We start from the raw sequence: 20,727 nt of genomic DNA, 5'->3' as shown, positions 1-20,727 counted from the left end.
CATCGCCGGCGCCGTGGGCAACGACGTCGTTCGCGGCGTGATCGCAACCGACGCCCTGATCGGCACGTTCGCCCGCCTCGATGACCCGTCGCTGCCGCAGAATGTCTGCTTCCTGTATCACGTGCTCGGCGGGGGCACCGGGGACTGGGACGTCCCGATCGGCGGCATGGGCGCGGTGACGGCGGCCCTGGCCGCGGCGGCGGTCCGGCACGGCGCCGACATATCCACCGGCGCAGAGGTTTACGCCATCGACCCGGCCGGTGAGGTGCGCTATCGCGCCGGCGGGGAAGACCACCGCCTCACGGCCCGGTTCGTCCTGGCCGGTGTCACACCCACCGTCCTGGCCGAGCTACTCGGTGAGGAACCCACCCCCGCGCCGGGCGGCGCGCAGGTCAAGGTCAACATGGTGCTCGCGCGGCTGCCCCGGCTGCGCGACCACGCGGTCACACCCGAGCAGGCATTCGCCGGGACGTTCCACGTCAACGAGACCTGGACGCAGCTCGATGCCGCGTATGCGCAGGCCGCCGCGGGCCAACCGCCGAATCCCCTGCCGTGCGAGGCCTATTGCCACTCGCTGACCGACCCCAGCATCCTGTCGGCGGACCTGCGCGACGCGGGGGCGCAGACGATGACGGTGTTCGGCCTGCACACCCCGCATTCGCTGTTCGACGGCGCCGACCCCGACGCGCTGCGCGATCGACTGACCGACGACGTGTTGTCGTCACTGAATTCCGTTCTGGCCGAACCGATTCAGGATGTGCTGCTGACCGATGCGCAGGGCCGGGCGTGCCTGGAGACGACGACGACGCTGGACCTTGAGCGGACGCTGCACATGAGCGGCGGCAACATCTTCCACGGCGGCCTGTCCTGGCCGTTCGCCGAGGAGGACGACCCGCTGGACACGCCGGCACGGCGATGGGGCGTTTCGACTGCCAACGAACGAATCATGCTGTGCGGCTCCGGAACTCGCCGCGGCGGAGCGGTATCGGGTATCGGCGGCCACAACGCCGCGATGGCGGTGCTGGCGGCGCTCGATCCCCGTCGTGATCGCGACTGATCAGTGCAACATCGCGGCCCGGCAGAGCAACACGAAGGCCGCCAATGCGAGTAGCACCATGTTGACCGCGACAGCGCGGCGTTCGTGCAGCCGTGTGTGCGCCCACGCCGCGCCGACCATGACCGCGCACAGGCCCGCGGCCGCCAGCGGCGTCAAGACCACCGCAATACCCGTCAGTCCGGGCGCGATAAGTCCTGCCGCGGCGAGTATTTCCGATGCGGCGGTGAGGCGGACGACGGGCATCGGAAACATGGCGATGCCGGTCTGGCCCGTCGCCAGTAGTCGTTCGCGGCTGAATGTGAGCTTGGCTGTTCCGGACAGGGCGAATATCGCGGCCAGGATGATCTGTGCTGACCATAGCGCGGCGTTCATTGTCTTCCTTTCTTGTTGAGCGGACGACCATAAGACGAACGACTGCTGCCGCGCGTGACAACAGTGGTCTGGTTCATGGGGCCGTCGCCTCACGGGCGCAGGGAACCCCGCGCCGTCAACGGAAAGGAGCACTAGCCATGCGCACGCCCGTCACCGCGTGCGCCTCGGCTCGCGGTGTGCGGTGCTACCCGGCGTATGCCGGCTGGCTGAAGGAGGCGAACTGAACCGGGCGCCGATGCCGGCGCTCGGCACAGCTACCGCGCGTCGATGGTGACGTAGTCGCGCTCGGTGTAACCGGTGTAGATCTGGCGCGGCCGGCCGATCTTGCTGTCGCCCTCGTCGTGCATCTCGCGCCAGTGCGCAATCCACCCGGGCAGCCGCCCCAGCGCGAACAGGACGGTGAACATCCGGGTCGGGAAGCCCAGCGCCCGGTAGATCAGGCCGGTGTAGAAGTCGACGTTGGGGTAGAGCTTGCGCTCGATGAAGTAGTCGTCGGTGAGCGCGGCCTCTTCGAGCTGCTTGGCGATGTCCAGCAGGTCGTCGTCGCCGCCGAGCTTGGCCAGGATCTTGTCGGCCTGCTCCTTGACGATGCGGGCGCGCGGGTCGTAGTTCTTGTAGACGCGGTGACCGAAGCCCATCAGCTTCACGCCTTCTTCGCGATTCTTGACCTTGCGCACGAATTCGCTGACGTCGTCGTCGCTTTGGCGGATCTTCTCGAGCATCTCGAGCACCGCCTGGTTGGCGCCGCCGTGCAGCGGTCCCCACAGCGCGTTGATCCCACCGGAGATCGAGGTGAACAGGTTGGCCTGCGAGGACCCCACCAACCGGACCGTGGACGTCGAACAGTTCTGTTCGTGGTCGGCGTGCAGGATGAGCAGCATGTCCAGCGCCCGAACGATTTCGGGGTCCGCCTCGTAGGGTTCCGCGGGCAGCCCGAACGTCATGCGCAGGAAGTTCTCCACCAGTGACAGTGAGTTGTCCGGGTAGAGGAACGGCTGGCCGACGGACTTCTTGTAGGCGTAGGCCGCGATGGTCGGCAGCTTGGCCAGCAACCGGATCGTCGAGAGCTCGACGTCTTCGGTGTCCATCGGGTCGAGCGAGTCGGGGTAGTAAGCCGACAGGGCGTTGACGGCACTGGACAACACCGGCATCGGGTGGGCGTTGCGCGGGAAGCCGTCGAAGAATCGCTTGAGGTCCTCGTGCAGCATGGTGTGCAGCTGGATCCGCTTGGTGAAGTCGGCCAATTGCTCCTTGCTCGGCAGTTCGCCGTAGATCAGGAGGTAGCTCACCTCGATGAAGGTCGACTTCTCGGCGAGCTGCTCGATCGGGATGCCGCGGTAGCGCAGGATGCCCGCTTCGCCGTCGATGTAGGTGATGGAGCTCTTGCACGAAGCGGTGTTGACGAAGCCGTTGTCGAACGTGGTGTAGCCGGTCTTGGACAACAGCGAGCCCAGCGCGATGCCGTCAGCGCCGTCGGTGGCCTTGACGATCTCCAGGTCGGTCTCACCGCCCGGGTACTTCAAAGTGGCGGTGTCGTCGGTGTCTGCCACGAGAACCCCTTTGCGCTCTGGCTGATATGGCTGCTGACTAGGTGCTTACTGCAAAAGGTAGTCGTTATGACGATGGGGCGCCTGCCCGGGGTCGAGTCCGCTGGTCACGCCAGCGATCGACCCCGCCACGCCGCGGCGCAACGTGCATCATCAGCGGGTTAGGGCTGCAGGCGTTCCACCCGGCCCCCGGTCATGCGGATGCGGTTGTGCAATCGGTTTTCCCGGCCCTGCCAGAACTCCACCACCTCGGGGGCGATCAGGTAGCCACCCCAGCCGGGCGGGACCGGGACCCGCTCGCGATCGGCGAAGCGGGCGGTCACCTCCTCCAGTTGCTCGAGCAGCGCCGCCCGCGAGGCGATCGGTCGGGATTGCTGCGACGCCCACGCCCCCAGTTGTGACCCGCGCGGCCGCTTGGACCAGTAGTCCTCGGTGAGCTCCGCGGCGACCTTGCGCACCGGGCCGCGGACGTGGACCTGACGGCCGAGCTGGTACCAGGGAAACGTCGCCGAGGCGTACGGCGTCGCGGCCAGATCGTCGCCCTTGGCAGAGTCATAGTTGGTGAAAAAAGTGATCCCGGTCTCGTCGACACCCTTGCACAGCACCGACCGGCTGGCCGGCCTGCCGTCGGCGGTCACGGTGGCCAGCACCAACGCGTTGGGTTCGGCCACACCCGCCCGCTCGGCGTCGTCGATCCATTTGCGCAACAACGAAACCCAGCCGTCGCGCAGCCAATCCACGTCGAGATCCGGGCTGCCGTCTTTTTCCGCTGATCCGTATTCCACACGCATTAGTTGCAGGTGCTCTTTTCCTGGCGCGGGGTCTGGTCCTGCCATCGCGTCCACGCTACCGGCGCTTGCTACCGGCCGGTAGCGTCGGCCCGATCAGGGGGTGCGAGAATTTTCGGCATGACTGTGGTCCCCGAAGACTTTGTCCCCGGCTTGGAAGGCGTGGTCGCCTTCACCACCGAAATCGCCGAGCCGGATAAAGACGGCGGTGCGCTGCGCTATCGCGGCGTCGACATCGAAGACCTGGTGACGCAGCAGGTCACGTTCGGCGACGTGTGGGCGCTGCTGGTCGACGGCAAGTTCGGCCGCGGCCTGCCGCCCGCCGAGCCCTTCCCGCTGCCCATTCACACCGGCGACGTGCGCGTCGACGTGCAGGCGGGCCTGGCGATGCTGGCCCCGATCTGGGGCTACAAGCCACTGCTGGACACCGACGACGACACCGCCCGCGACCAGCTGGCCCGGGCCTCGGTGATGGCACTGTCCTACGTCGCGCAGTCCGCGCGCGGCATCTACCAGCCCGCCGTCCCCCAACGGATCATCGACGAATGCGACACGGTCACCGCCCGGTTCATGACGCGATGGCAGGGCGAGCCGGACCCGCGGCACGTCGAAGCGATTGACGCCTACTGGGTCTCGGCCGCCGAGCACGGCATGAACGCCTCGACGTTCACCGCCCGGGTGATCGCCTCGACCGGCGCCGACGTGGCGGCGGCGCTGTCCGGGGCGATCGGGGCGATGAGCGGCCCGCTGCACGGCGGGGCGCCGGCGCGGGTGCTGCCGATGATCGAGGAGGTCGAGCGCACCGGCGACGCGCGTGGCCTGGTGAAGAAGATCCTGGACAGCGGCGACAAGCTGATGGGCTTCGGGCACCGGGTCTACCGCGCGGAGGACCCCCGGGCGCGGGTGCTGCGCGCTACCGCCGAGCGGCTGGGCGCGCCGCGCCACGAGGTCGCCGTCGCGCTGGAGCAGGCGGCCCTGGCCGAGCTGCGCGAACGCCGCCCGGACCGGGCCATCGAGACCAACGTCGAGTTCTGGGCCGCGGTGATGCTGGACTTCGCCCGGGTACCGGCCAGCATGATGCCGGCGATGTTCACCTGCGGGCGGACCGCCGGCTGGTGCGCGCACATCCTCGAGCAGAAGCGGCTCGGCAAGCTGGTCCGGCCGTCGGCCATCTACGTCGGCCCGGGCCCGCGCAGCCCGGAGTCCGTCGAGGGCTGGGACCGCAGTCTCACCAACGCCTGACGTCCCCGGGTTGTCGGTACCCGGCGATCTAATGGTTGCCGTCGCGATGAGTTTTCGTCGCCGACGCAGTCATACATCGTGAACCTGCCCGTCATGGGCGGGACAGGAAACCGACAGCAAGGAGAATCAGCATGGCGATCAACGTCGAACCCGCACTGTCCCCGCACCTGGTGGTCGACGACGCCGCCGCGGCAATCGACTTCTACGTCAAGGCTTTTGGCGCCCAGGAGATCGGGCGCGTGCCGCGTCCCGACGGCAAACTGGTGCACGCCGCGGTGCGCATCAACGGCTTCACGGTGATGCTCAACGATGACTTCCCCGAAGTGTGCGGCGGCAAGTCGATGACGCCGACGTCGCTGGGCGGCACCCCGGTGACGATCCACCTGACGGTCACCGACGTCGACGCCAGCTTCCAGCGGGCGCTGGACGCCGGTGCCACCGTGGTGACCCCGCTCGACGACCAGTTCTGGGGCGACCGCTATGGCATGGTCGCCGACCCGTTCGGCCACCACTGGTCGCTGGGACAGCCGGTCCGCGAGGTCAGCATGGAAGAGATCTCGGCGGCGATGTCCGGGCAGGGGGCCGGTTAGTGGCGATCGCGAGCGCAAGCGCGGCGTAGCCGGGCGACGGGGGCACCTCCCGCTTGCGGGAACGGGTCGCCTCCGTCGGGACTAACCGAGCAGCCGGTCCAGCAGCCGGCGTCGCGGTGGCGGCGCCGGCTCCGCGACCGCCGCGGTCGCGAGCATCGCGGAGACGTCGGTGAACTTGTTGCGGGGCCGGCCTTCCTCGCTGCCGCGCGCGATTTCGGCGGCGTCGATGGCGCGCCATCCCGCCGCGTCGATCGCGTCGGGCTGGCGGGCGTGCACCAGCTCGGCCAGCGCGTCGGGCTTGGCGATCGGATCGGTCATCTTGCCGGCGTTGAAATCGGCGACCAGGGACTGGACGGTCTCGAACGAGCACGACTTGTTGGTGCCGATGAATCCGCTGGGCCCCCGCTTGATCCAGCCGGCGACGTAGGCGCCGGGCACCGGGTCACCCGAAACCGGGTCGACGACGCGACCCGCGTCGTTGGGCACCACAGCCGCCGCCTCGTCATAGGGCAGGTCGCGAATCGGCTTGCCGCGGTAGCCAATCGACGTCAGCACCAGACCGGTTTCCATCGTTCGGGTCTCGTCGGTGCCGGTGACCGAGAACTCCATACCGGTGACGCGCTGGTCCCCCAGCACCCGGGTCGGGGTGAGCCGATACGCCAGCCTGATCCTCGGGCGCGACGGCGGCGCCGAATCGTCGCCGAGCGTGCTCAAGATTTCCAGCTTGCGCTTGGTCAGGGCATCCGGCGCGGTCGCGAGGTCGGCCTCCACCAGCTCGTGGTCGGCCGCGCTGAGCACCACCTCGGATCCGCCGGTGAGCCCGATGAGCTCGGGCAGCGTGAAGGCCGACTGCGCCGGGCCGCGCCGGGCCGCGATCACCACCTCGCGCACCGCCGAGGCGCGGAACGCCGCCAACGCGTGATCGGCGATGTCGGTGCGGGCCAGCTCGTCGGGATCCGACGTGAGCAACCGGGCGACGTCGAGGGCGACGTTGCCGTTGCCGACGATCACCGCCCGCTCGTGGCTGAGATCGACTGGCAGATCGGCGAAGTCGGGGTGCCCGTTGATCCACGCGACCAGTTCGGTTGCCGTCCCGGTCCCCGGCAGGCCCATGCCCTCGATGTCCAGCCTGCGATCATCGGGCGCGCCGACCGCATACAGCACGGCGTGGTGGTGCGCCAGTAGGTCCGCGTGGCTCAGCCGCGTGCCGACCTCGACGTTGAGGTAGAACCGGAACCGGCGGTCACCGGCGACCCTGTCGAACAGCCGGGTGACCCTCTTGGTGTTCTGGTGATCGGGCGCCACCCCGGCCCGCACCAAACCGTATGGGGTGGGCAGCTTTTCGAAGACGTTGACGCACACGCCCTGCTGGGTCAGCAGTTCGTCGGCGGCGTACATCGCCGCGGGGCCCGATCCGACGATGGCCACCGTCAGGGGCCTGCGGCGGGGGCGCACCTCGGCGGCCGGTATCACCGGCGCCAGCTTCGACGTCGGCGGCAGCTTCTCGTCCTTTGGCCGGTCCGGGTAGAAGGACGCGTTGATCTCGATGAACGGCAGCTGCTTGGAGTCCAACCGGGTGTCGGGCGCGATCGCACCGACGGGGCACGCGCTCACACAGGCACCGCAGTCCACGCACGCCACCGGATCGATGTAAAGCATCTCCGAGGTGGCGAAGCCGGGCTCGTCCGGTGTCGGGTGAATGCAATTCACCGGGCATGCGAAAACACAGGACCCGTCGTTACAGCACGACTGGGTAATAACGTGCGGCATAAACGAACTCGCAGTGACTACGCAGCCGGGACCGCGGTCAGGTGCTGGCGCTGCGGCTCGCTGCGATAGCGCGACGGCTTGCCGTTGATCTTGCACAACCGCCACATCAACCGCGCCGAGCGCGTCTCCATCAGGCCGGTGTCGTAGGCCAGCATCCGCACGTCACCGAACATGTCGCTGAGCCACTTACGCGATTCCGGCGAGCGGAAGAACAGTTCCTTCTTGACGTCCCGCGGGATGTCGAACTCGCGCCAGAACGCCTTGGGCGGCACCACAATTGCGCGGCAGAGCACCTTCATGGTGAGCGGCAGGTACAGCGCGGTCCAGAATCGCTGCCTCTTGGTCAATTCGGGCACCCGCTTGCGCAGGAACTCGTGGGCGAACGAGATGTGGCGGGCCTCCTCGGCCACGTGGATCGCCATCACCCGCTCCATGATGGGGTGCAGCGACTTGCCTTCGCGCAGAACGTTTTTCTGCGTGTGGTCGATCGGCTCCTCGCCGGCAAGCACACCGATGAAGAACGCCACCGGCAGCGGGCCGGCCACCAGCGGCACCAGCGGCGAGAGCCACTTCAGGACCCGTGGCATGCCCGGCACGTCGGCGCCGATGCGGTTGACCATCTCCTGGAACATCATGGTGTGGTTGCACTCTTCGACCGATTCGTGCAGGCAGTACCGGTACTCCGGCGACCCGTTGGGCACCCAGAACGTGTAGTTCATCAGGCCGCGGATCAAGATGGATTCGAAGTGCAGACCCACCTTGGCCACGTTCGCCTGGCGCCACATCCCGATCTTGATCTTGCGCTCGTCGGACTGCGCCAGGTACCAGGGATGGCGACCCAGCGGGTCGGTGTCCGGCAAGATCCATCGCGGATCGTTCTCCGTGACCGCGAATTCCGGTGAATCCCAATCGATATCGGTGTAAGGATTGAAGTTGCGCCGCACCGACCCCTCGGACAGTGTGGCAAGCATGTTGACGTATTCGGCGTCGTCGCGCACTTCCATGTTGTTTTGCCAACGCCGGACTAATCGCGTCCTAGCCATATCCAGGCCTCCCCAACGAGGTTTACATTTGGACGTGCTGTGTCCAGACAGTACCGCAGGTACCGGATAATTCCTAGACCCCGTCCGGGCACTGTGACCTGACCGGTGGTCATGAGATTTTTATGCCCCAGATCACAGGCGATCAAACGCCCGGGCCCGGCCGACCAGGGCTTTTGCCCTGGCGGCGGGGGTTAGCCGGCGGCCTCCGCACCGACCGGTCAGCTCGGCTCACTACCCTGATGAGCATGGCTGACCAGCTCGAGATCCCCGCTGACATCAAACCCCGTGACGGCCGCTTCGGGTGTGGCCCGTCGAAGGTCCGGCCCGAACAACTGCAGGCGCTGACCACGACCGCCGCCCCGTTGTTCGGCACCTCGCACCGGCAGGCGCCGGTCAAGAACCTGGTGGGCCGGCTGCGCTCCGGGCTCGCGGATCTGTTTTCGCTGCCCGACGGTTATGAGGTCATCTTGGGCAACGGCGGGGCGACGGCGTTCTGGGATGCCGCGGCCTTCGGCCTGATCGACAAGCGCTCGCTGCACCTGTCCTTCGGCGAATTCAGCTCCAAGTTCGCCTCGGCGGTCGCCAAGAACCCCTTCGTCGGCGATCCCGTCGTCATCAAGGCGGACGCGGGCAGCGCCCCCGAGCCGCAGAGCGACCCGTCGGTGGATGTGATCGCCTGGGCGCACAACGAAACGTCGACCGGCGTCGCGGTGCCCATTCGACGGCCCGCCGATTCGGGCGACGCGCTGATCGTCATCGACGCGACCTCGGGCGCCGGGGGGCTGCCGGTCGACATCGCCGAGACCGACGCCTATTACTTCTCGCCGCAGAAGAATTTCGCCAGCGACGGCGGCCTGTGGCTGGCCGTCATGAGCCCTGCGGCGCTGGCCCGCGTCGAGTCCGTGGCCGCCTCCGGCCGCTGGGTCCCCGATTTCCTGTCGCTGCCCATCGCGGTGGAGAACAGCGTGAAGGACCAGACCTACAACACCCCGGCGGTCGGCACCCTGGCGCTGATGGCCGAGCAGGTCGACTGGTTGCTGAGTAACGGCGGGCTGGACTGGGCCGTCAAGCGCACCGCGGACTCCTCGGGCCGGCTCTACTCCTGGGCCGAGGAGCGGCCCTACACCACCCCCTTCGTCAGCGACCCGACGCTGCGCTCGCAGGTGGTGGGCACCATCGATTTCGCCGACGAGGTCGATGCCGCGGCCGTGGCGAAGGTCCTCCGGGCCAACGGCGTCGTCGACACCGAGCCGTACCGCAAACTCGGCCGCAACCAGCTGCGGGTGGGCATGTTCCCGGCGGTGGACCCCGACGACGTCAGCGCCCTCACCCAGTGCATCGACTGGGTCGTCGAGCGGCTTTAGTCCGGCGACGATGCTGCCGCGGCACGCGCAGCTGCGGGGGCACCCCAGCCGCGCCGCGGCGAGGGGGCGAGCCGGACAATTGAGCACCGTCGAACCGGCAATCAGCGCGCCACCGCACAGCGTGTCAGCACAGGTGATGGGCGGTTGCTGGACTAAAGTGCGCACGTGACGGGTCCGTCGCTGACCTGCACGGAGCCTGCGAGGAGATAACCATGCGGGAACTCAAAGTGGTTGGCCTGGATGCCGACAGCAAACATGTCATCTGCGAGGGTGACGATCCCGCGGAGCAGTTCAAGCTGGCGGCCGACGACCGCCTGCGAGCCCTGCTGCGCGACGCGGCCCTGTCCTCTGAGCAACCGCAGCTCGAGATTGAAGTCACCAACATGCTCAGTCCCAAAGAAATTCAGGCCAAGATCCGGGCGGGTGCCTCCGTCGAACAGGTCGCCGCGGCGTCAGGCTCGGAGGTGTCGCGGATCCGCCGCTTTGCTCACCCGGTTTTGCTGGAGCGGTTCCGGGCCGCCGAGCTGGCAACCGCCGCCCACCCGATGCTGCCCGACGGTCCCGCGGTGCTGACCCTGCTGGAGACGGTCAGCGCCGCACTGGTGACCCGCGGGCTGAGCCACGACAAACTCAGCTGGGACGCGTGGCGCAACGAAGACAACCGCTGGACGGTGCAGCTGGCCTGGAAGGTCGGCCGTTCCGACAACCTCGCCCACTTCTGTTTCTCGCCCGGTGCGCACGGCGGAACGGTGACCGCCATCGACGACGCGGCCAGCGCGCTGATCGACCCCAACTTCGAACGCCCGTTGCGGCCGGTGGCCCGGGTCGCCCACGTCGACTTCGAAGAGCCCGCCAAGCCTCCGGTCGCCGACCAGGCGCCCGCCGCGGAACCGGACGAGAAGCCGGTGCACACCCGCCGAGGCAAGCCCGTCATCCCGGCGTGGGAGGACGTGCTGCTCGGCGTGCGCTCGGGCGGGCAGCGCTAAGCGGCCGCCAGGGCCAGCAGCGCGACCCACGCCCCCGCCACGCCCACCGCGGCGCCCAGCACGAACCAGCGCAGGACGGGCGTCCGCCGCCACCCCCACAGGGTCGGCGCCAGTCCCCCGGCCGCCACGACGTTGAGCCCCACGGCCAGCAGCGCGTGCACGCGAAGCAGCCCCAGACTGAGCACCACGATCGCCGCGGCGATGACCGCCGCGACGAACGCGCTGACCGTCAAACCCGTTGCCCAGGGCACGGACTCGTCTCTCATCAGCCGGAGCCTAGTCTGACTGTCCATCGCCGCCTCTCGTCGCCGAGCGGGCCCGCTCGTAGAAGGCCAACGCCGCGGCCGTCGCGACGTTGAGCGAATCGGTGCCGCGCGACATCGGGATGCGCACCCGCACATCACTCAACCGCAAGGTGGCCGGCGTCAGGCCCGGCCCCTCAGCGCCGACCAACACCGCGACGCGTTCGTCACGCGCGGCCGTCATCGCCTCCGGCAAGGCGCACGCGCCACCCTGCGGAGTCATGGCCAGAAGCCGAAACCCGTTCTCCCGCAACGTCGTAAGCTCGGCCGGCCAACAGTTCGCGCGCGCATAGGGCACCAGCAGCGCGTGACCCATGGACACCCGGACCGCACGACGGTACAGCGGGTCGGCACAGCCGCTGCCGAACACCACCGCGTCGACGCCCAGCCCGGCCGCGTTGCGGAAGATCGAGCCCAGGTTCTCGTGATCGTTGACCCCTTCGAGCACCGCGACGGTGCGGGCGCTCGAGATCACCTCGGCGACGCCGGGTTCGGGCACCCGCCGGGCGGCCGCGAGCACGCCGCGGTTGAGGTGAAAGCCGACCACCCGGGCCATGACGTCGGCGGACGTTCGGTAGCACGGCACGACCGTGCCGGCCAGGTCGTCTTCGAGCTCGGCGAACCGCCGGTCGGTGCCCAGCAGGGCGTGCGGGTGAAACCGTGACGCGAGCATGCGCTGCACCACCAGCACGCCCTCGGCGATTACCAGCCCCTTGCCCGACGGCAGATCGGGACGACGATCGACGCTGTTCAGGTCGCGGAAATCGTCGAGCCTCGGATCGTCGGGATCGTCAACGTCGATGAACATTCGCCGGCTGCGGTCCCGTGACTCACGGGCCTTCGTCGACGAGGGCCAACATCAGATCGGCCGCGTTGCGCAGGGTGTCTCGTTGTTCGCTGTCCAGCGTCGCCAGCCGCTTGGCCAGCCACTCCTGGCGGGCGCGGCGGTTGGCTTTGACCAACTCGGCGCCCGACTCCGAAACCGAGACGAGCACCTGCCGGCCGTCGACCGGGTGCGGCGCGCGGTCCACCAGCCCCATCTCGGCCAGCGAGGCAATCACCCGGGTCATCGAGGGCGGGCGGACCCGTTCGCGGATTGCCAGGGCACCGGGGGTCATCGGGCCTTCGTTGGTCAGCATGGCCAGCGCCGACAGCTGGGACAGCGACACCGGCGACGACGGGTTGCGAAACCGCAGTTGGCGGGCCAGCCGCATCACTGCCAGTGACAGGTCGCTGGCCAGCCGCGCATCGCTGTCAGGCATGGCGCGAGGTTACACGGAAGCCCGAGAAACCGGGACACGAACCGGTGAACGACGGCTGCTGAGCGTCTTCGCTAAGCTGCGGGGCTTTTCATCGAAACGCTTATCCGCCCGCGTATCCCGCTTTGCTCGTCGGTGCGAAGATCATCCGTCTCGGCGAGTGGGTGCGCCGTCGCCCGCCGTCGACGGCGGGCTATGTTGATCCCGATGGCTGCCGAACCCAACCGCACCGCACCGCCGTTGCCGGCCGCGCTGCTGCACGTGTGGCCGTTCATCGCGCTCGGCGCGTTGGGCTGGCTCACCGCGGTGGCCGTCGCCTTCCTGGTGCCCGCCCTGCAGGGCTGGCGTCCGGTGGCCCTGGCCGGCCTGGGCGTGGGGGTGCTCGGCACGAGCATCTTCCTGCTGCAGCTCGCCGCCGCCCGTCGCGGTGCCCGCGGCGCGCAGGCCGGACTCGAAAACTATCTCGACCACAACTGATTCGCCACCCTGGAGGAGCGATGGTAGCCCCGCTGTTGCAAGCGCACATTGACATCGACGCACCGGTGGCCACCGTGTGGGGATTGATCTCCGATCTGCGCCGAATGCCGCAGTGGAGTCCGCAGTGTCGTTGGATGAAGCCCTTCGGCCCGGTGCGTCAGGGCACCCGGACGCTCAACCTCAACCGCCGCAAGCGCATGTTCTGGCCGACCACCTGCACGGTGGTCGAGATCGTCCCCGACCGCAAGCTGGCCTTCCGCGTCGACACCAACAACACCATCTGGTGCTACGAGCTCGAGCCCAGCGGCGAGGGCACCCGGCTGACCGAGAGCCGTCACGCCGAAAACGGCGTCACCGCGTTTTCGAACCTGTCGGTGAACGCGCTGTTCGGCGGGACCACCAATTTCGAGCGCGAATTGGTCGAGGGCATGAACGCCTCGCTGGCGCGCATCAAGGCCGCCGCCGAAACCGGCTAGTCCGGCGTCTCGGTCTGCGGCTGCTGCTCGGGCTCGGGCGCCTCGGTCACCGGCTGGGCCTCGGCTTCGGCTTCGGCCGCCTCGGCCGAAGCCGTCTCGCCCGGCGTTTCGGGCTCAGGCTCTTGGGTCTCGGATTCCCCCGGCGCCGCAGGGGTCTCGGCGGACACCTCAGGCGAGGCCGACGGTTCGACCGGCGTCTGGGTGACGTCCAGCAGGCCGTCGTCGTACGGCTCGTACGCGGGCGACCCGGTGCCCGCCGGGGCGGGTGTGTCCGAGTGGGCGCCGCAGCCGTAGAGCTTGTCGACGATGTGGCCGTCGGCCGACAGTTCGTTGCCGCACACGCCGAACAGCGCGCCCAGCGATCCCGACAGCGGCAGGAAGAAGCCACAGTCGCGGCACACCCGCTTGGTGGACCGCGCCATCGGCGAGTCGGGCCCGTAATCGCCGGCGCGCCAGCGTTCGGCAGTGTCCGATCGGCCCTCGGCGCTCATCACCCAGCGCCGGCCCAGCCCGATCTCGGCGGCGGTCTCGTCAACCTGGGGATCACCGCTGGCGGTGTAGCCAGGAACCAGCCGGGGATCGTCGGCGGCGGGCGCCAGCAGGTCGCCGGGGCTCAGGTCGCCGGGCCGCACCCGCTGGTCCCACGGCACCCATTTGGGTGCCAGCAATGCGGTCGGCCCGGGCACCAGCACGACCTCGCTGATGGTCGCGTGGTCGGCGCCGGGATAGGCGGCGACGACGACGGCCCATTGCCAACCCTGGTAGCCGGGCAGGTGCGCCAGGAAGCGGTGGGTGGCGCTGCTCGGGTCTTCGTAGCCGACGCCCAGGTAGTCGCCGACCATCTCCGGTGCGCTGAACTCCACGACGGCGGCCCTGGCCTGGTCTGCGGCGCCCGTGAGCACCGCCGCCAACCCCTCGGGCCAGTCGGCCCCGGTCGACCTGGCGGATGCCTCGATAGGTCTGGTCACGCTGTCTTCTTTCTGCATTGCGTTTCCAATACTAGGTTGGCGAGCCACGCCCCGTTACCTGCAGACGCATCCAGGCGGCATAGGGGAGAATTGCGACGTGTCTGGACGGCGGCAAAACGACCCGGGCCGAGTGGCCTCTCAGCCGGGCCGCCGGCCCCGCAAGAGCGCCCAACATCCGGGCGCGGCCAACTACCCCGCGGGCGACGATGCCGATCGGCGCGCCCGCCGTCCGTCGCCCATGCCGAGCGCCAACCGCTACTTGCCCCCGCTGGGCCACCAGCCGGAGCGCAATCGCAGCAACGAGGCGCCACCGCGTAGCCCGGCGTCCGGTGAGCGGATCACCGTCACCCGCGCCGCGGCACTGCGCAGCCGCGAAATGGGTTCGCGCATGTACTGGATGGTGCAGCGCGCCGCGACGGCCGACGGCGCCGACAAGTCCGGCCTGACGGCGCTGACGTGGCCCGTGGTGGCCAACTTCGCGGTGGACGCGGCGATGGCCGTCGCGCTGGCCAACACGTTGTTCTTCGCCGCTGCCACTGGCGAGAGCAAGGGCCGGGTCGCCCTGTATCTGCTGATCACCATCGCGCCGTTCGCGGTGATCGCACCGCTGATCGGGCCCGCGCTGGACCGGCTGCAGCACGGCCGTCGCGCTGCGCTGGCCGCGTCGTTCGCCCTGCGCACCGCGCTGGCGGTGCTGCTGGTCATGAACTACGACGGCGCCACCGGCAGCTTCCCGTCCTGGGTGCTTTATCCGTGTGCGCTCGCGATGATGGTGTTCTCCAAGTCGTTCAGCGTGCTGCGCAGCGCCGTGACCCCACGGGTGATGCCGCCGACCATCGACCTGGTGCGCGTCAACGCCCGCCTGACCATGTTCGGCCTGCTGGGCGGCACCATCGTCGGCGGCGCGATCGCCGGTGGTGTCGAGTTCGTCTGCACCCACCTGTTCAAGCTGCCCGGGGCGTTGTTCGTGGTGATCGCGGTGACGATCACCGGCGCGATGCTGTCCATGCGGATACCGCGCTGGGTCGAGGTGACCGCCGGCGAGGTTCCCGCCACCCTGAGTTACCGGCAGGACAGCGAACCGCTGCGGCGCAGCTGGCACCAGGAAGTCAGCGGGGCGCTTCGACAACCGTTGGGGCGCAACATCATCACCTCGCTGTGGGGCAACTGCACCATCAAGGTCATGGTCGGCTTCCTGTTCCTCTACCCCGCGTTCGTCGCCAAGGCGCATCAGGCCAACGGCTGGGCCCAGGTCGCCATGCTCGGAGTGATCGGCGCCGCGGCCGGGATCGGCAATTTCGTCGGCAACTTCACCAGCGCGCGCCTGAAGCTGGGCAGGCCCGCCGCGCTGGTGGTGCGCTGCACGGTGGCGGTGAGCGCGGTCGCGCTGGCCGCCGCGGTGGCCGGCAACCTGGTGGTGGCCGTGATCGCCACCCTGGTCACGTCGGGCGCCAGCGCCATCGCCAAGGCGTCCCTGGACGCGTCGCTGCAGAACGACCTGCCCGAGGAATCCCGCGCCTCGGGCTTCGGGCGCTCGGAGTCGACGCTGCAATTGGCGTGGGTCCTCGGCGGCGCGGTGGGGGTGTTGGTGTACACCGAACTGTGGGTCGGCTTCACCGCGGTCACTGCGCTGCTCATCCTGGGCCTGGCGCAGACGCTTGTCAGCTTCCGCGGCAACTCACTGATTCCCGGCCTGGGAGGAAATAGGCCAATCATGGTCGAGCAGGAGGGCAAGCGCCGCGGTGCCGGCGCCGCGGCGGTGGTCGCCGAGTGAAACCGCAACGCAAGCGGGGTGTGGCCGTGCTGCTCGCCTGCCTGGTGGCCGTGCTCTGCGCCGGCGCGGGGGTGGGCACCTGGCTGCTGGTGGGGCGCTCCGGCCCGCAGCACCCCGAGATCAGCGCCTATTCGCACGGGCATCTGACGCGGGTGGGGCCCTACCTGTATTGCAACGTGCTCAACCTCGAAGACTGCGAGTCGCCGCAGAACCAGGGCGAGCTACGGGTCACCGAGCGCTACCCCATTCAGCTTTCGGTGCCGGACGCCATCTACCGGGCACCGTGGCGGCTGCTGCAGGTCTACGACGACCCAACGAATACCACCAGCACCCTCTTTCGGCCCGGCACCCGCTTCGCCGTGACGATCTCCTCGGTCGACCCGCATCGCGGGCGCCTGGCCGGGATCGTCGTGCAGCTGCTGACGTTGGCGGTGGATCCCGCAGGGGAGCTGCACGACGTGCCCCACGCGGAATGGTCGGTGCGGCTGACCTTCTGAGGTCGCCTTTCGGGCGAACGCGGACTTGTCGGGGGAAACACCACTGTGCGCCCAACAAGTCGACGTTCGGCGGAGAAACCGTCAAGCCCCGTGGCCGGCCGGCACGCGTTCACCGTCGACGGGCGGCCCGGGCGGCGTTCCCTGCCCGAAGGGCTTGCCGCCCAAGGCTTCTCGCCCGTGGGGGGTCAGCCATCCGGCCAGGTCCGGACCCTTGGGCACGATCCGGGTGGGATTGATGTCGGCGTGCACGATGTAGTAGTGCTGCTTGATCTGGACGAAGTCCACGGTGTCCCCGAAACCCGGCGTCTGGAACAGGTCGCGCGCGTAGGCCCACAGCACCGGCATCTCGCTCAGTTTGCTGCGGTTGCATTTGAAGTGTCCGTGATAGACCGGGTCGAAGCGGGCCAGCGTGGTGAACAGCCGCACGTCGGCCTCGGTGATGGTGTCGCCCACCAGGAATCGCTGATCGGTCAGCCGTTCGCTCACCCAATCCAGGGCGGTGAACAACCGGTCATACGCCGCTTCGTAGGCCTGCTGCGAGCCGGCGAACCCGCACCGGTACACACCGTTGTTGATCTCGGTGTAGACCCGCTTGCTCACCTCGTCGATCTCGTCGCGCAGGTGCTCGGGATACAGCTCGGGCGCACCGTCGCGGTGGTAGGCCGACCATTGCGTCGAGAAGTCGAGCGTCATCTGCGCGAAGTCGTTGGTGACGACCGCCCCGGTCGGCACATCCACGATCGCCGGGACCGTGATGCCCTTGGGGTAGTCGGGGAACCGCTTGAAGTAGGCGTCCTGCAGCCGCGGAATCTTCAGCACCGGGTCGACGCCGCCGGGATCGAGATCGAACGTCCAACTGCGCTCGTCGTGGGTGGGGCCACAAAAGCCAATGGAGAGAACGCTTTCCAGGCCCAACAAACGGCGCACGATGATCGCGCGGTTCGCCCAGGGGCACGCACGCGCGACGATCAGCCGGTACCGGCCGGGCTCGACGGGGTAACCGTCGCGCCCGTCGGCGGTGATGCGGGTGCTGATGTAGTTGGTGTCGCGGGTGAATTCGCCCGCTTGCGCGATATAGGAAGCCATAGCTCCCATAGTCGCTCAATAACGAGCCGACGTCAGGCGTCGAGTTCCCGCGCGACGGCCTTGACCACCTCGGAGACCCGGCGGGCGGTCTTGCGGTCCGGGTAGCGACCCTTGCGCAGCTCGGGCTGCACGGTGCTTTCCAGCAGGGTGATCATGTCCTCGACCATGCCGTGCAGCTCGTCGGGGTTGTGCTTGTGCTCGGCCGGCGCCTCGCGACGGGTCTTGGTGAGGCTGGGCGGCGGCTCAATCAGCTTGAGGCTCAACGCTTGCGGTCCGCGCCGTCCGGAGGCGATGCCGAACTCCACCCGCTGGCCCGCCTTGAGGCCCTCGACCCCGGCGGGCAACGCCGACGAGCGGACGTAGACGTCTTCGCCGTCCTCTTGCGACAGGAAGCCGAAACCCTTGTCAGCGTCGTACCACTTAACCTTGCCCGTCGGCACTGGACTCACCTGCTTGTCTAACGGATCAATAGAAATCGCCAACACAATAAGCGTCCCGCCTGCGCAGGACGCCGTATTAGGAGTCTGATCCTACTCGGATGCCCGGGTAACGAGCACCCCCGTTATTCCTCACTCGGTACGCTTGGTAATACCCGCGGAGGAGATATGCGCCTGATCCTGAACGTCATCTGGTTGATATTCGGCGGCCTGTGGATGGCCGTCGGGTACCTGGCTGCGGCGCTGCTCAGCTTCCTGCTCATCATCACCATCCCGTTCGGCTTCGCGTCGCTGCGCATCGCCTCCTACGCGCTGTGGCCGTTCGGGCGCACGATCGTGGACAAGCCGACCGCGGGGTCCGCCGCGCTGATCGGCAACGTCATCTGGGTGGTGCTGTTCGGCGTGTGGCTGGCGATCGGCCATCTGGTCAGCGCCGCGGCGATGGCGCTCACGATCGTGGGCCTCCCGCTGGCGCTGGCCAACCTCAAATTGATCCCGGTGTCGTTGATGCCGCTGGGCAAGCAGATCGTCCCGGTCGGCTCGCCGGTGCACTACGCCCCGCCGGTGGCCGCATGACGCTGACGACGCTGGGCCTCCCGTCGGTACCGAGCCGCGACGGCCCGGCCGTGCCCGCCGACGCTCCCGCCACCGGGCCGCTGGTGGACACCTATGGCCGGGTCGCCACCGACCTGCGGGTCTCGCTGACCGATCGCTGCAACCTGCGGTGCAGCTATTGCATGCCGGCCGAGGGCCTGAACTGGCTGCCCGGCGAGCAGCTGCTGAGCGCCGACGAGCTGGCCAGGCTGATGCGCATCGCGGTCACCCGGCTGGGCGTGACCAGCGTGCGCTTCACCGGCGGCGAACCGCTGCTGGCGCGCCACCTCGAAGAGGTGGTCACCGCGGCCGCCGCCCTGCGGCCCCGGCCGGAGATCTCGCTGACCACCAACGGTGTCGGGCTGGCGCGGCGCGCCGCCGCGCTCGCGGCGGCGGGCCTGAACCGCGTCAACGTCTCGCTGGACAGCGTGGATCGGCGCCATTTCGCGGCCATCACCCGCCGCGACCGGCTCACCGACGTGCTGGCCGGCCTGGCCGCCGCCAACGACGCGGGCCTGACGCCGGTGAAGGTGAACGCGGTGCTCGACCCCGCCACCGGGCGCGAGGACGTGGTGGGACTGTTGCGGTTCTGCCTCGAGCACGGCTACCAACTGCGCATCATCGAGCAGATGCCGCTGGATGCCGGGCACCAGTGGCGCCGGGATGCCGCGCTGAGCGCCGACGACGTGCTGGCGGCCCTGCGCCCGCACTTCCGGCTGCGCCCCGACCCGGCGCCGCGCGGCTCGGCCCCCGCCGAGCTCTGGCTGGTCGACACGGGCCCGGGCACCCCGAGCGGGAAGTTCGGCGTCATCGCCTCGGTTTCGCACGCGTTCTGCGCGGCCTGTGACCGCACCCGGTTGACGGCCGACGGCCAGATCCGCAGCTGTCTGTTCGCCGAACAGGAGACCGACCTGCGCGGCCTGCTGCGCGGCGGCGGGTCCGACGACGCGATCGAGGCGGCGTGGCGTACCGCGATGTGGGGCAAGCCCGCCGGACACGGCATCAACGACCCCAACTTCATCCAGCCCGACCGCCCGATGAGCGCGATCGGTGGCTAGCCCGATGGGACAGACCCCTGTCCAAGCAAACGGAATCCAGGTGACGGTGCGCTACTTCGCCGCCGCCCGCGCGGCCGCTGACGTCGAGTCCGAGACGGTGGTGCTGCGCCCCGGCACCACGGTCGGCGAACTGGTGGGGCGGCTCGCCGCGCGAGGGTCCCGCCTCGCCACGGTATTGACGCGGTGCTCATACCTGCGCGACGGGATCGCCGTGCGCGACGAGACCGTGACGTTGCAATCCGGTGACACAATCGATGTCCTGCCGCCCTTTTCTGGCGGCTGAAACTGTGAGTTATCTCACGTAACGGATTTATAACGGCGCGGTCACGCTGCGATATCGCCCACTATGACCTGCGCAAACACCTTGTGTTCCTGGGGTTTTCGCAGATGGCCGAGAGGGAAACGCCGGGTTTCGCAAGACGTGACGAGACCAACAGAAACCGTTACCGTCTCCGAAGGCTCGCCAGCCATCCCGATTGGCGACCTCCCCTCCCTATCGCGCCGAGCTCCATCCAATAGGCGGGGGCCACCGAACTACATGGATGGAGACGGGGGACCCACCGGTCCACCGTGATCGGACTGGGGCCGCTCGCGGCTCCTAGGGGTGAAGCCGGCGTCGTCCGCTTGAGGACAACGTCGGCCGGGTGGCCTCTCCAACCCGAACCCGACAGCTGACCTCGCAGGCGCGTGACGAGAGAGGAATACCCCGGCGCGTATGAGTGGACGTCACCGTAAGCCCAGCAGTTCAAACATCAGCGTCGCCAAGATCGCCTTCACCGGTGCGGTTCTTGGTGGCGGCAGCATCGCCCTTGCCGGCCAAGCGGCCGCGGCCACCGACGGTGAATGGGATCAGGTAGCCCGTTGCGAATCCGGTGGCAACTGGGCCATCAACACCGGTAACGGCTACCACGGCGGCGTGCAGTTCAGCGCGAGCACCTGGGCGTCGCACGGCGGCGGCCAGTACGCCCCGTCGGCCGAACTCGCCACCAAGGAACAGCAGATCGCCGTCGCCGAGCGGGTTCTCGCCACCCAGGGCCGTG

At 68.7% G+C, this 20,727-nt stretch carries 23 protein-coding genes, 1 pseudogene and 1 riboswitch; of the genes and pseudogenes, 13 read left to right on the top strand and 11 right to left on the bottom strand.

Features of this window, described 5'->3' with window-relative positions:
* Positions 1-1,057 (top strand): phytoene desaturase family protein (locus DQP57_RS23120; RefSeq protein ID WP_133259298.1); only part of this gene is annotated, 1,057 nt, incomplete at its 5' end.
* Here the strand turns inward: DQP57_RS23120 and DQP57_RS23115 are convergent.
* The 3 genes from DQP57_RS23115 to pdxH form a co-directional block, all read right to left on the bottom strand.
* Positions 1,058-1,429, bottom strand: a complete 372-nt coding sequence (locus DQP57_RS23115; protein WP_112634956.1) for a DoxX family protein — start codon at positions 1,427-1,429, stop codon at positions 1,058-1,060.
* Between the two features lie 254 nt (positions 1,430-1,683).
* Positions 1,684-2,979, bottom strand: a complete 1,296-nt coding sequence (locus DQP57_RS23110; RefSeq protein ID WP_112634955.1) for a citrate synthase — start codon at positions 2,977-2,979, stop codon at positions 1,684-1,686.
* 158 nt (positions 2,980-3,137) lie between these two features.
* Positions 3,138-3,767, bottom strand: coding sequence for a pyridoxamine 5'-phosphate oxidase (pdxH, locus tag DQP57_RS23105; protein ID WP_112634954.1), 630 nt, complete (start codon positions 3,765-3,767; stop codon positions 3,138-3,140).
* A gap of 117 nt (positions 3,768-3,884) precedes the next feature.
* On the opposite strand from pdxH, the gene DQP57_RS23100 reads away from it, so the two are divergent.
* Both DQP57_RS23100 and DQP57_RS23095 read left to right on the top strand, forming a co-directional pair.
* On the top strand, positions 3,885-5,006 hold the full coding sequence (locus tag DQP57_RS23100) for a citrate synthase 2 (RefSeq protein ID WP_112634953.1): 1,122 nt from the start codon (positions 3,885-3,887) through the stop codon (positions 5,004-5,006).
* A 131-nt stretch (positions 5,007-5,137) separates the two neighbouring features.
* The gene (locus DQP57_RS23095) at positions 5,138-5,596 is read left to right on the top strand and encodes a VOC family protein (RefSeq protein WP_112634952.1); all 459 of its coding nucleotides are present in this window, start codon (positions 5,138-5,140) and stop codon (positions 5,594-5,596) included.
* A gap of 81 nt (positions 5,597-5,677) precedes the next feature.
* On the opposite strand, the gene DQP57_RS23090 is transcribed toward DQP57_RS23095, so the two are convergent.
* Entirely contained in the window at positions 5,678-7,366 is a 1,689-nt protein-coding gene (locus tag DQP57_RS23090) for a 4Fe-4S binding protein (protein ID WP_112634951.1), read from the bottom strand.
* A gap of 17 nt (positions 7,367-7,383) precedes the next feature.
* Complete coding sequence (locus tag DQP57_RS23085; protein ID WP_112634950.1) at positions 7,384-8,409, bottom strand: AurF N-oxygenase family protein; 1,026 nt, start codon at positions 8,407-8,409, stop codon at positions 7,384-7,386.
* A 245-nt stretch (positions 8,410-8,654) separates the two neighbouring features.
* Between DQP57_RS23085 and serC the strand changes: the two genes are divergently transcribed.
* Positions 8,655-9,773: a phosphoserine transaminase gene (gene serC / locus DQP57_RS23080; RefSeq protein WP_112634958.1), complete on the top strand. Its 1,119-nt coding sequence runs from the start codon at positions 8,655-8,657 to the stop codon at positions 9,771-9,773.
* Between the two features lie 212 nt (positions 9,774-9,985).
* The gene (sepH, locus tag DQP57_RS23075) at positions 9,986-10,759 is read left to right on the top strand and encodes a septation protein SepH (protein ID WP_112634949.1); all 774 of its coding nucleotides are present in this window, start codon (positions 9,986-9,988) and stop codon (positions 10,757-10,759) included.
* On the opposite strand, the gene DQP57_RS23070 is transcribed toward sepH, so the two are convergent.
* Genes DQP57_RS23070 through DQP57_RS23060 form a run of 3 tightly spaced genes read right to left on the bottom strand, consistent with a single transcriptional unit; the run spans position 10,756 to position 12,323 of the window.
* On the bottom strand, positions 10,756-11,025 hold the full coding sequence (locus tag DQP57_RS23070) for a DUF2537 domain-containing protein (protein WP_112634948.1): 270 nt from the start codon (positions 11,023-11,025) through the stop codon (positions 10,756-10,758). The genes sepH and DQP57_RS23070 overlap by 4 nt on opposite strands.
* 10 nt (positions 11,026-11,035) lie before the next feature.
* The gene (locus tag DQP57_RS23065; RefSeq protein WP_112634947.1) at positions 11,036-11,869 is read right to left on the bottom strand and encodes a TrmH family RNA methyltransferase; all 834 of its coding nucleotides are present in this window, start codon (positions 11,867-11,869) and stop codon (positions 11,036-11,038) included.
* A 22-nt stretch (positions 11,870-11,891) separates the two neighbouring features.
* Positions 11,892-12,323: a MarR family transcriptional regulator gene (locus DQP57_RS23060; RefSeq protein WP_064954373.1), complete on the bottom strand. Its 432-nt coding sequence runs from the start codon at positions 12,321-12,323 to the stop codon at positions 11,892-11,894.
* 204 nt (positions 12,324-12,527) lie between these two features.
* Here DQP57_RS23060 and DQP57_RS23055 point away from each other — a divergent pair, with 204 nt between their 5' ends.
* Complete coding sequence (locus DQP57_RS23055) at positions 12,528-12,797, top strand: DUF2530 domain-containing protein (protein WP_112634957.1); 270 nt, start codon at positions 12,528-12,530, stop codon at positions 12,795-12,797.
* 20 nt (positions 12,798-12,817) lie between these two features.
* Positions 12,818-13,273 carry an SRPBCC family protein gene (locus tag DQP57_RS23050; RefSeq protein ID WP_112634946.1) on the top strand — a complete coding sequence of 152 codons (456 nt, stop codon included), beginning with the start codon at positions 12,818-12,820 and terminating at the stop codon, positions 13,271-13,273.
* Positions 13,274-13,458: 185 nt separating this feature from the next.
* Here DQP57_RS23050 and DQP57_RS23045 read toward each other — a convergent pair.
* Positions 13,459-14,241, bottom strand: a pseudogene (locus DQP57_RS23045) (DUF3027 domain-containing protein); the annotation flags it as partial.
* A gap of 130 nt (positions 14,242-14,371) precedes the next feature.
* Between DQP57_RS23045 and DQP57_RS23040 the strand changes: the two are divergent.
* Together DQP57_RS23040 and DQP57_RS23035 are read left to right on the top strand one after the other, a co-directional pair.
* Positions 14,372-16,015, top strand: a complete 1,644-nt coding sequence (locus DQP57_RS23040; RefSeq protein ID WP_112634944.1) for an MFS transporter — start codon at positions 14,372-14,374, stop codon at positions 16,013-16,015.
* Positions 16,012-16,512, top strand: a complete 501-nt coding sequence (locus tag DQP57_RS23035) for a DUF2771 domain-containing protein (protein ID WP_112634943.1) — start codon at positions 16,012-16,014, stop codon at positions 16,510-16,512. The genes DQP57_RS23040 and DQP57_RS23035 overlap by 4 nt, the downstream gene beginning before the upstream one ends.
* Positions 16,513-16,593: 81 nt before the next feature.
* Here the strand turns inward: DQP57_RS23035 and DQP57_RS23030 are convergent, their stop codons facing one another.
* Entirely contained in the window at positions 16,594-17,598 is a 1,005-nt protein-coding gene (locus DQP57_RS23030) for a glutathione S-transferase family protein (protein WP_112634942.1), read from the bottom strand.
* Between the two features lie 32 nt (positions 17,599-17,630).
* On the bottom strand, positions 17,631-18,038 hold the full coding sequence (locus tag DQP57_RS23025) for a cold-shock protein (RefSeq protein WP_007777168.1): 408 nt from the start codon (positions 18,036-18,038) through the stop codon (positions 17,631-17,633).
* Positions 18,039-18,203: 165 nt separating this feature from the next.
* On the opposite strand from DQP57_RS23025, the gene DQP57_RS23020 reads away from it, so the two are divergent.
* From DQP57_RS23020 to DQP57_RS23005, 4 genes are all read left to right on the top strand, one after another.
* The gene (locus tag DQP57_RS23020; protein ID WP_112634941.1) at positions 18,204-18,611 is read left to right on the top strand and encodes a YccF domain-containing protein; all 408 of its coding nucleotides are present in this window, start codon (positions 18,204-18,206) and stop codon (positions 18,609-18,611) included.
* Positions 18,608-19,687 (top strand): GTP 3',8-cyclase MoaA, encoded by a 1,080-nt coding sequence (moaA, locus tag DQP57_RS23015; RefSeq protein WP_112634940.1) that lies wholly within the window; start codon positions 18,608-18,610, stop codon positions 19,685-19,687. The genes DQP57_RS23020 and moaA overlap by 4 nt, the downstream gene beginning before the upstream one ends.
* A 4-nt stretch (positions 19,688-19,691) precedes the next feature.
* Positions 19,692-19,970, top strand: a complete 279-nt coding sequence (locus DQP57_RS23010) for a MoaD/ThiS family protein (RefSeq protein WP_112634939.1) — start codon at positions 19,692-19,694, stop codon at positions 19,968-19,970.
* A gap of 234 nt (positions 19,971-20,204) precedes the next feature.
* A riboswitch (cyclic di-AMP (ydaO/yuaA leader) is annotated at positions 20,205-20,389 on the top strand.
* Between the two features lie 13 nt (positions 20,390-20,402).
* Positions 20,403-20,727 (top strand): transglycosylase family protein (locus DQP57_RS23005; RefSeq protein ID WP_165821882.1); only part of this gene is annotated, 325 nt, incomplete at its 3' end.

The organism is Mycobacterium colombiense (genome assembly GCF_003284935.1).
Taxonomy (GTDB): Bacteria; Actinomycetota; Actinomycetes; order Mycobacteriales; family Mycobacteriaceae; genus Mycobacterium; species Mycobacterium arosiense_A.
Note: the sequence above shows the minus strand (reverse complement) of the source record. Positions and strands in the feature narration are given on the sequence as shown.

Excerpts from the sequence above, each read along its gene's own strand:
- DQP57_RS23115 (WP_112634956.1), bottom strand. The coding sequence starts at position 1,429 with ATGAACGCCGCGCTATGGTCAGCACAGATCATCCTGGCCGCGATATTC.
- pdxH (WP_112634954.1), bottom strand. The coding sequence starts at position 3,767 with ATGCGTGTGGAATACGGATCAGCGGAAAAAGACGGCAGCCCGGATCTC.
- DQP57_RS23100 (WP_112634953.1), top strand. The coding sequence starts at position 3,885 with ATGACTGTGGTCCCCGAAGACTTTGTCCCCGGCTTGGAAGGCGTGGTC.
- DQP57_RS23095 (WP_112634952.1), top strand. The coding sequence starts at position 5,138 with ATGGCGATCAACGTCGAACCCGCACTGTCCCCGCACCTGGTGGTCGAC.
- DQP57_RS23090 (WP_112634951.1), bottom strand. The coding sequence starts at position 7,366 with ATGCCGCACGTTATTACCCAGTCGTGCTGTAACGACGGGTCCTGTGTT.
- DQP57_RS23085 (WP_112634950.1), bottom strand. The coding sequence starts at position 8,409 with ATGGCTAGGACGCGATTAGTCCGGCGTTGGCAAAACAACATGGAAGTG.
- serC (WP_112634958.1), top strand. The coding sequence starts at position 8,655 with ATGGCTGACCAGCTCGAGATCCCCGCTGACATCAAACCCCGTGACGGC.
- sepH (WP_112634949.1), top strand. The coding sequence starts at position 9,986 with ATGCGGGAACTCAAAGTGGTTGGCCTGGATGCCGACAGCAAACATGTC.
- DQP57_RS23070 (WP_112634948.1), bottom strand. The coding sequence starts at position 11,025 with ATGAGAGACGAGTCCGTGCCCTGGGCAACGGGTTTGACGGTCAGCGCG.
- DQP57_RS23065 (WP_112634947.1), bottom strand. The coding sequence starts at position 11,869 with ATGTTCATCGACGTTGACGATCCCGACGATCCGAGGCTCGACGATTTC.
- DQP57_RS23060 (WP_064954373.1), bottom strand. The coding sequence starts at position 12,323 with ATGCCTGACAGCGATGCGCGGCTGGCCAGCGACCTGTCACTGGCAGTG.
- DQP57_RS23055 (WP_112634957.1), top strand. The coding sequence starts at position 12,528 with ATGGCTGCCGAACCCAACCGCACCGCACCGCCGTTGCCGGCCGCGCTG.
- DQP57_RS23050 (WP_112634946.1), top strand. The coding sequence starts at position 12,818 with ATGGTAGCCCCGCTGTTGCAAGCGCACATTGACATCGACGCACCGGTG.
- DQP57_RS23030 (WP_112634942.1), bottom strand. The coding sequence starts at position 17,598 with ATGGCTTCCTATATCGCGCAAGCGGGCGAATTCACCCGCGACACCAAC.
- DQP57_RS23020 (WP_112634941.1), top strand. The coding sequence starts at position 18,204 with ATGCGCCTGATCCTGAACGTCATCTGGTTGATATTCGGCGGCCTGTGG.
- moaA (WP_112634940.1), top strand. The coding sequence starts at position 18,608 with ATGACGCTGACGACGCTGGGCCTCCCGTCGGTACCGAGCCGCGACGGC.
- DQP57_RS23010 (WP_112634939.1), top strand. The coding sequence starts at position 19,692 with ATGGGACAGACCCCTGTCCAAGCAAACGGAATCCAGGTGACGGTGCGC.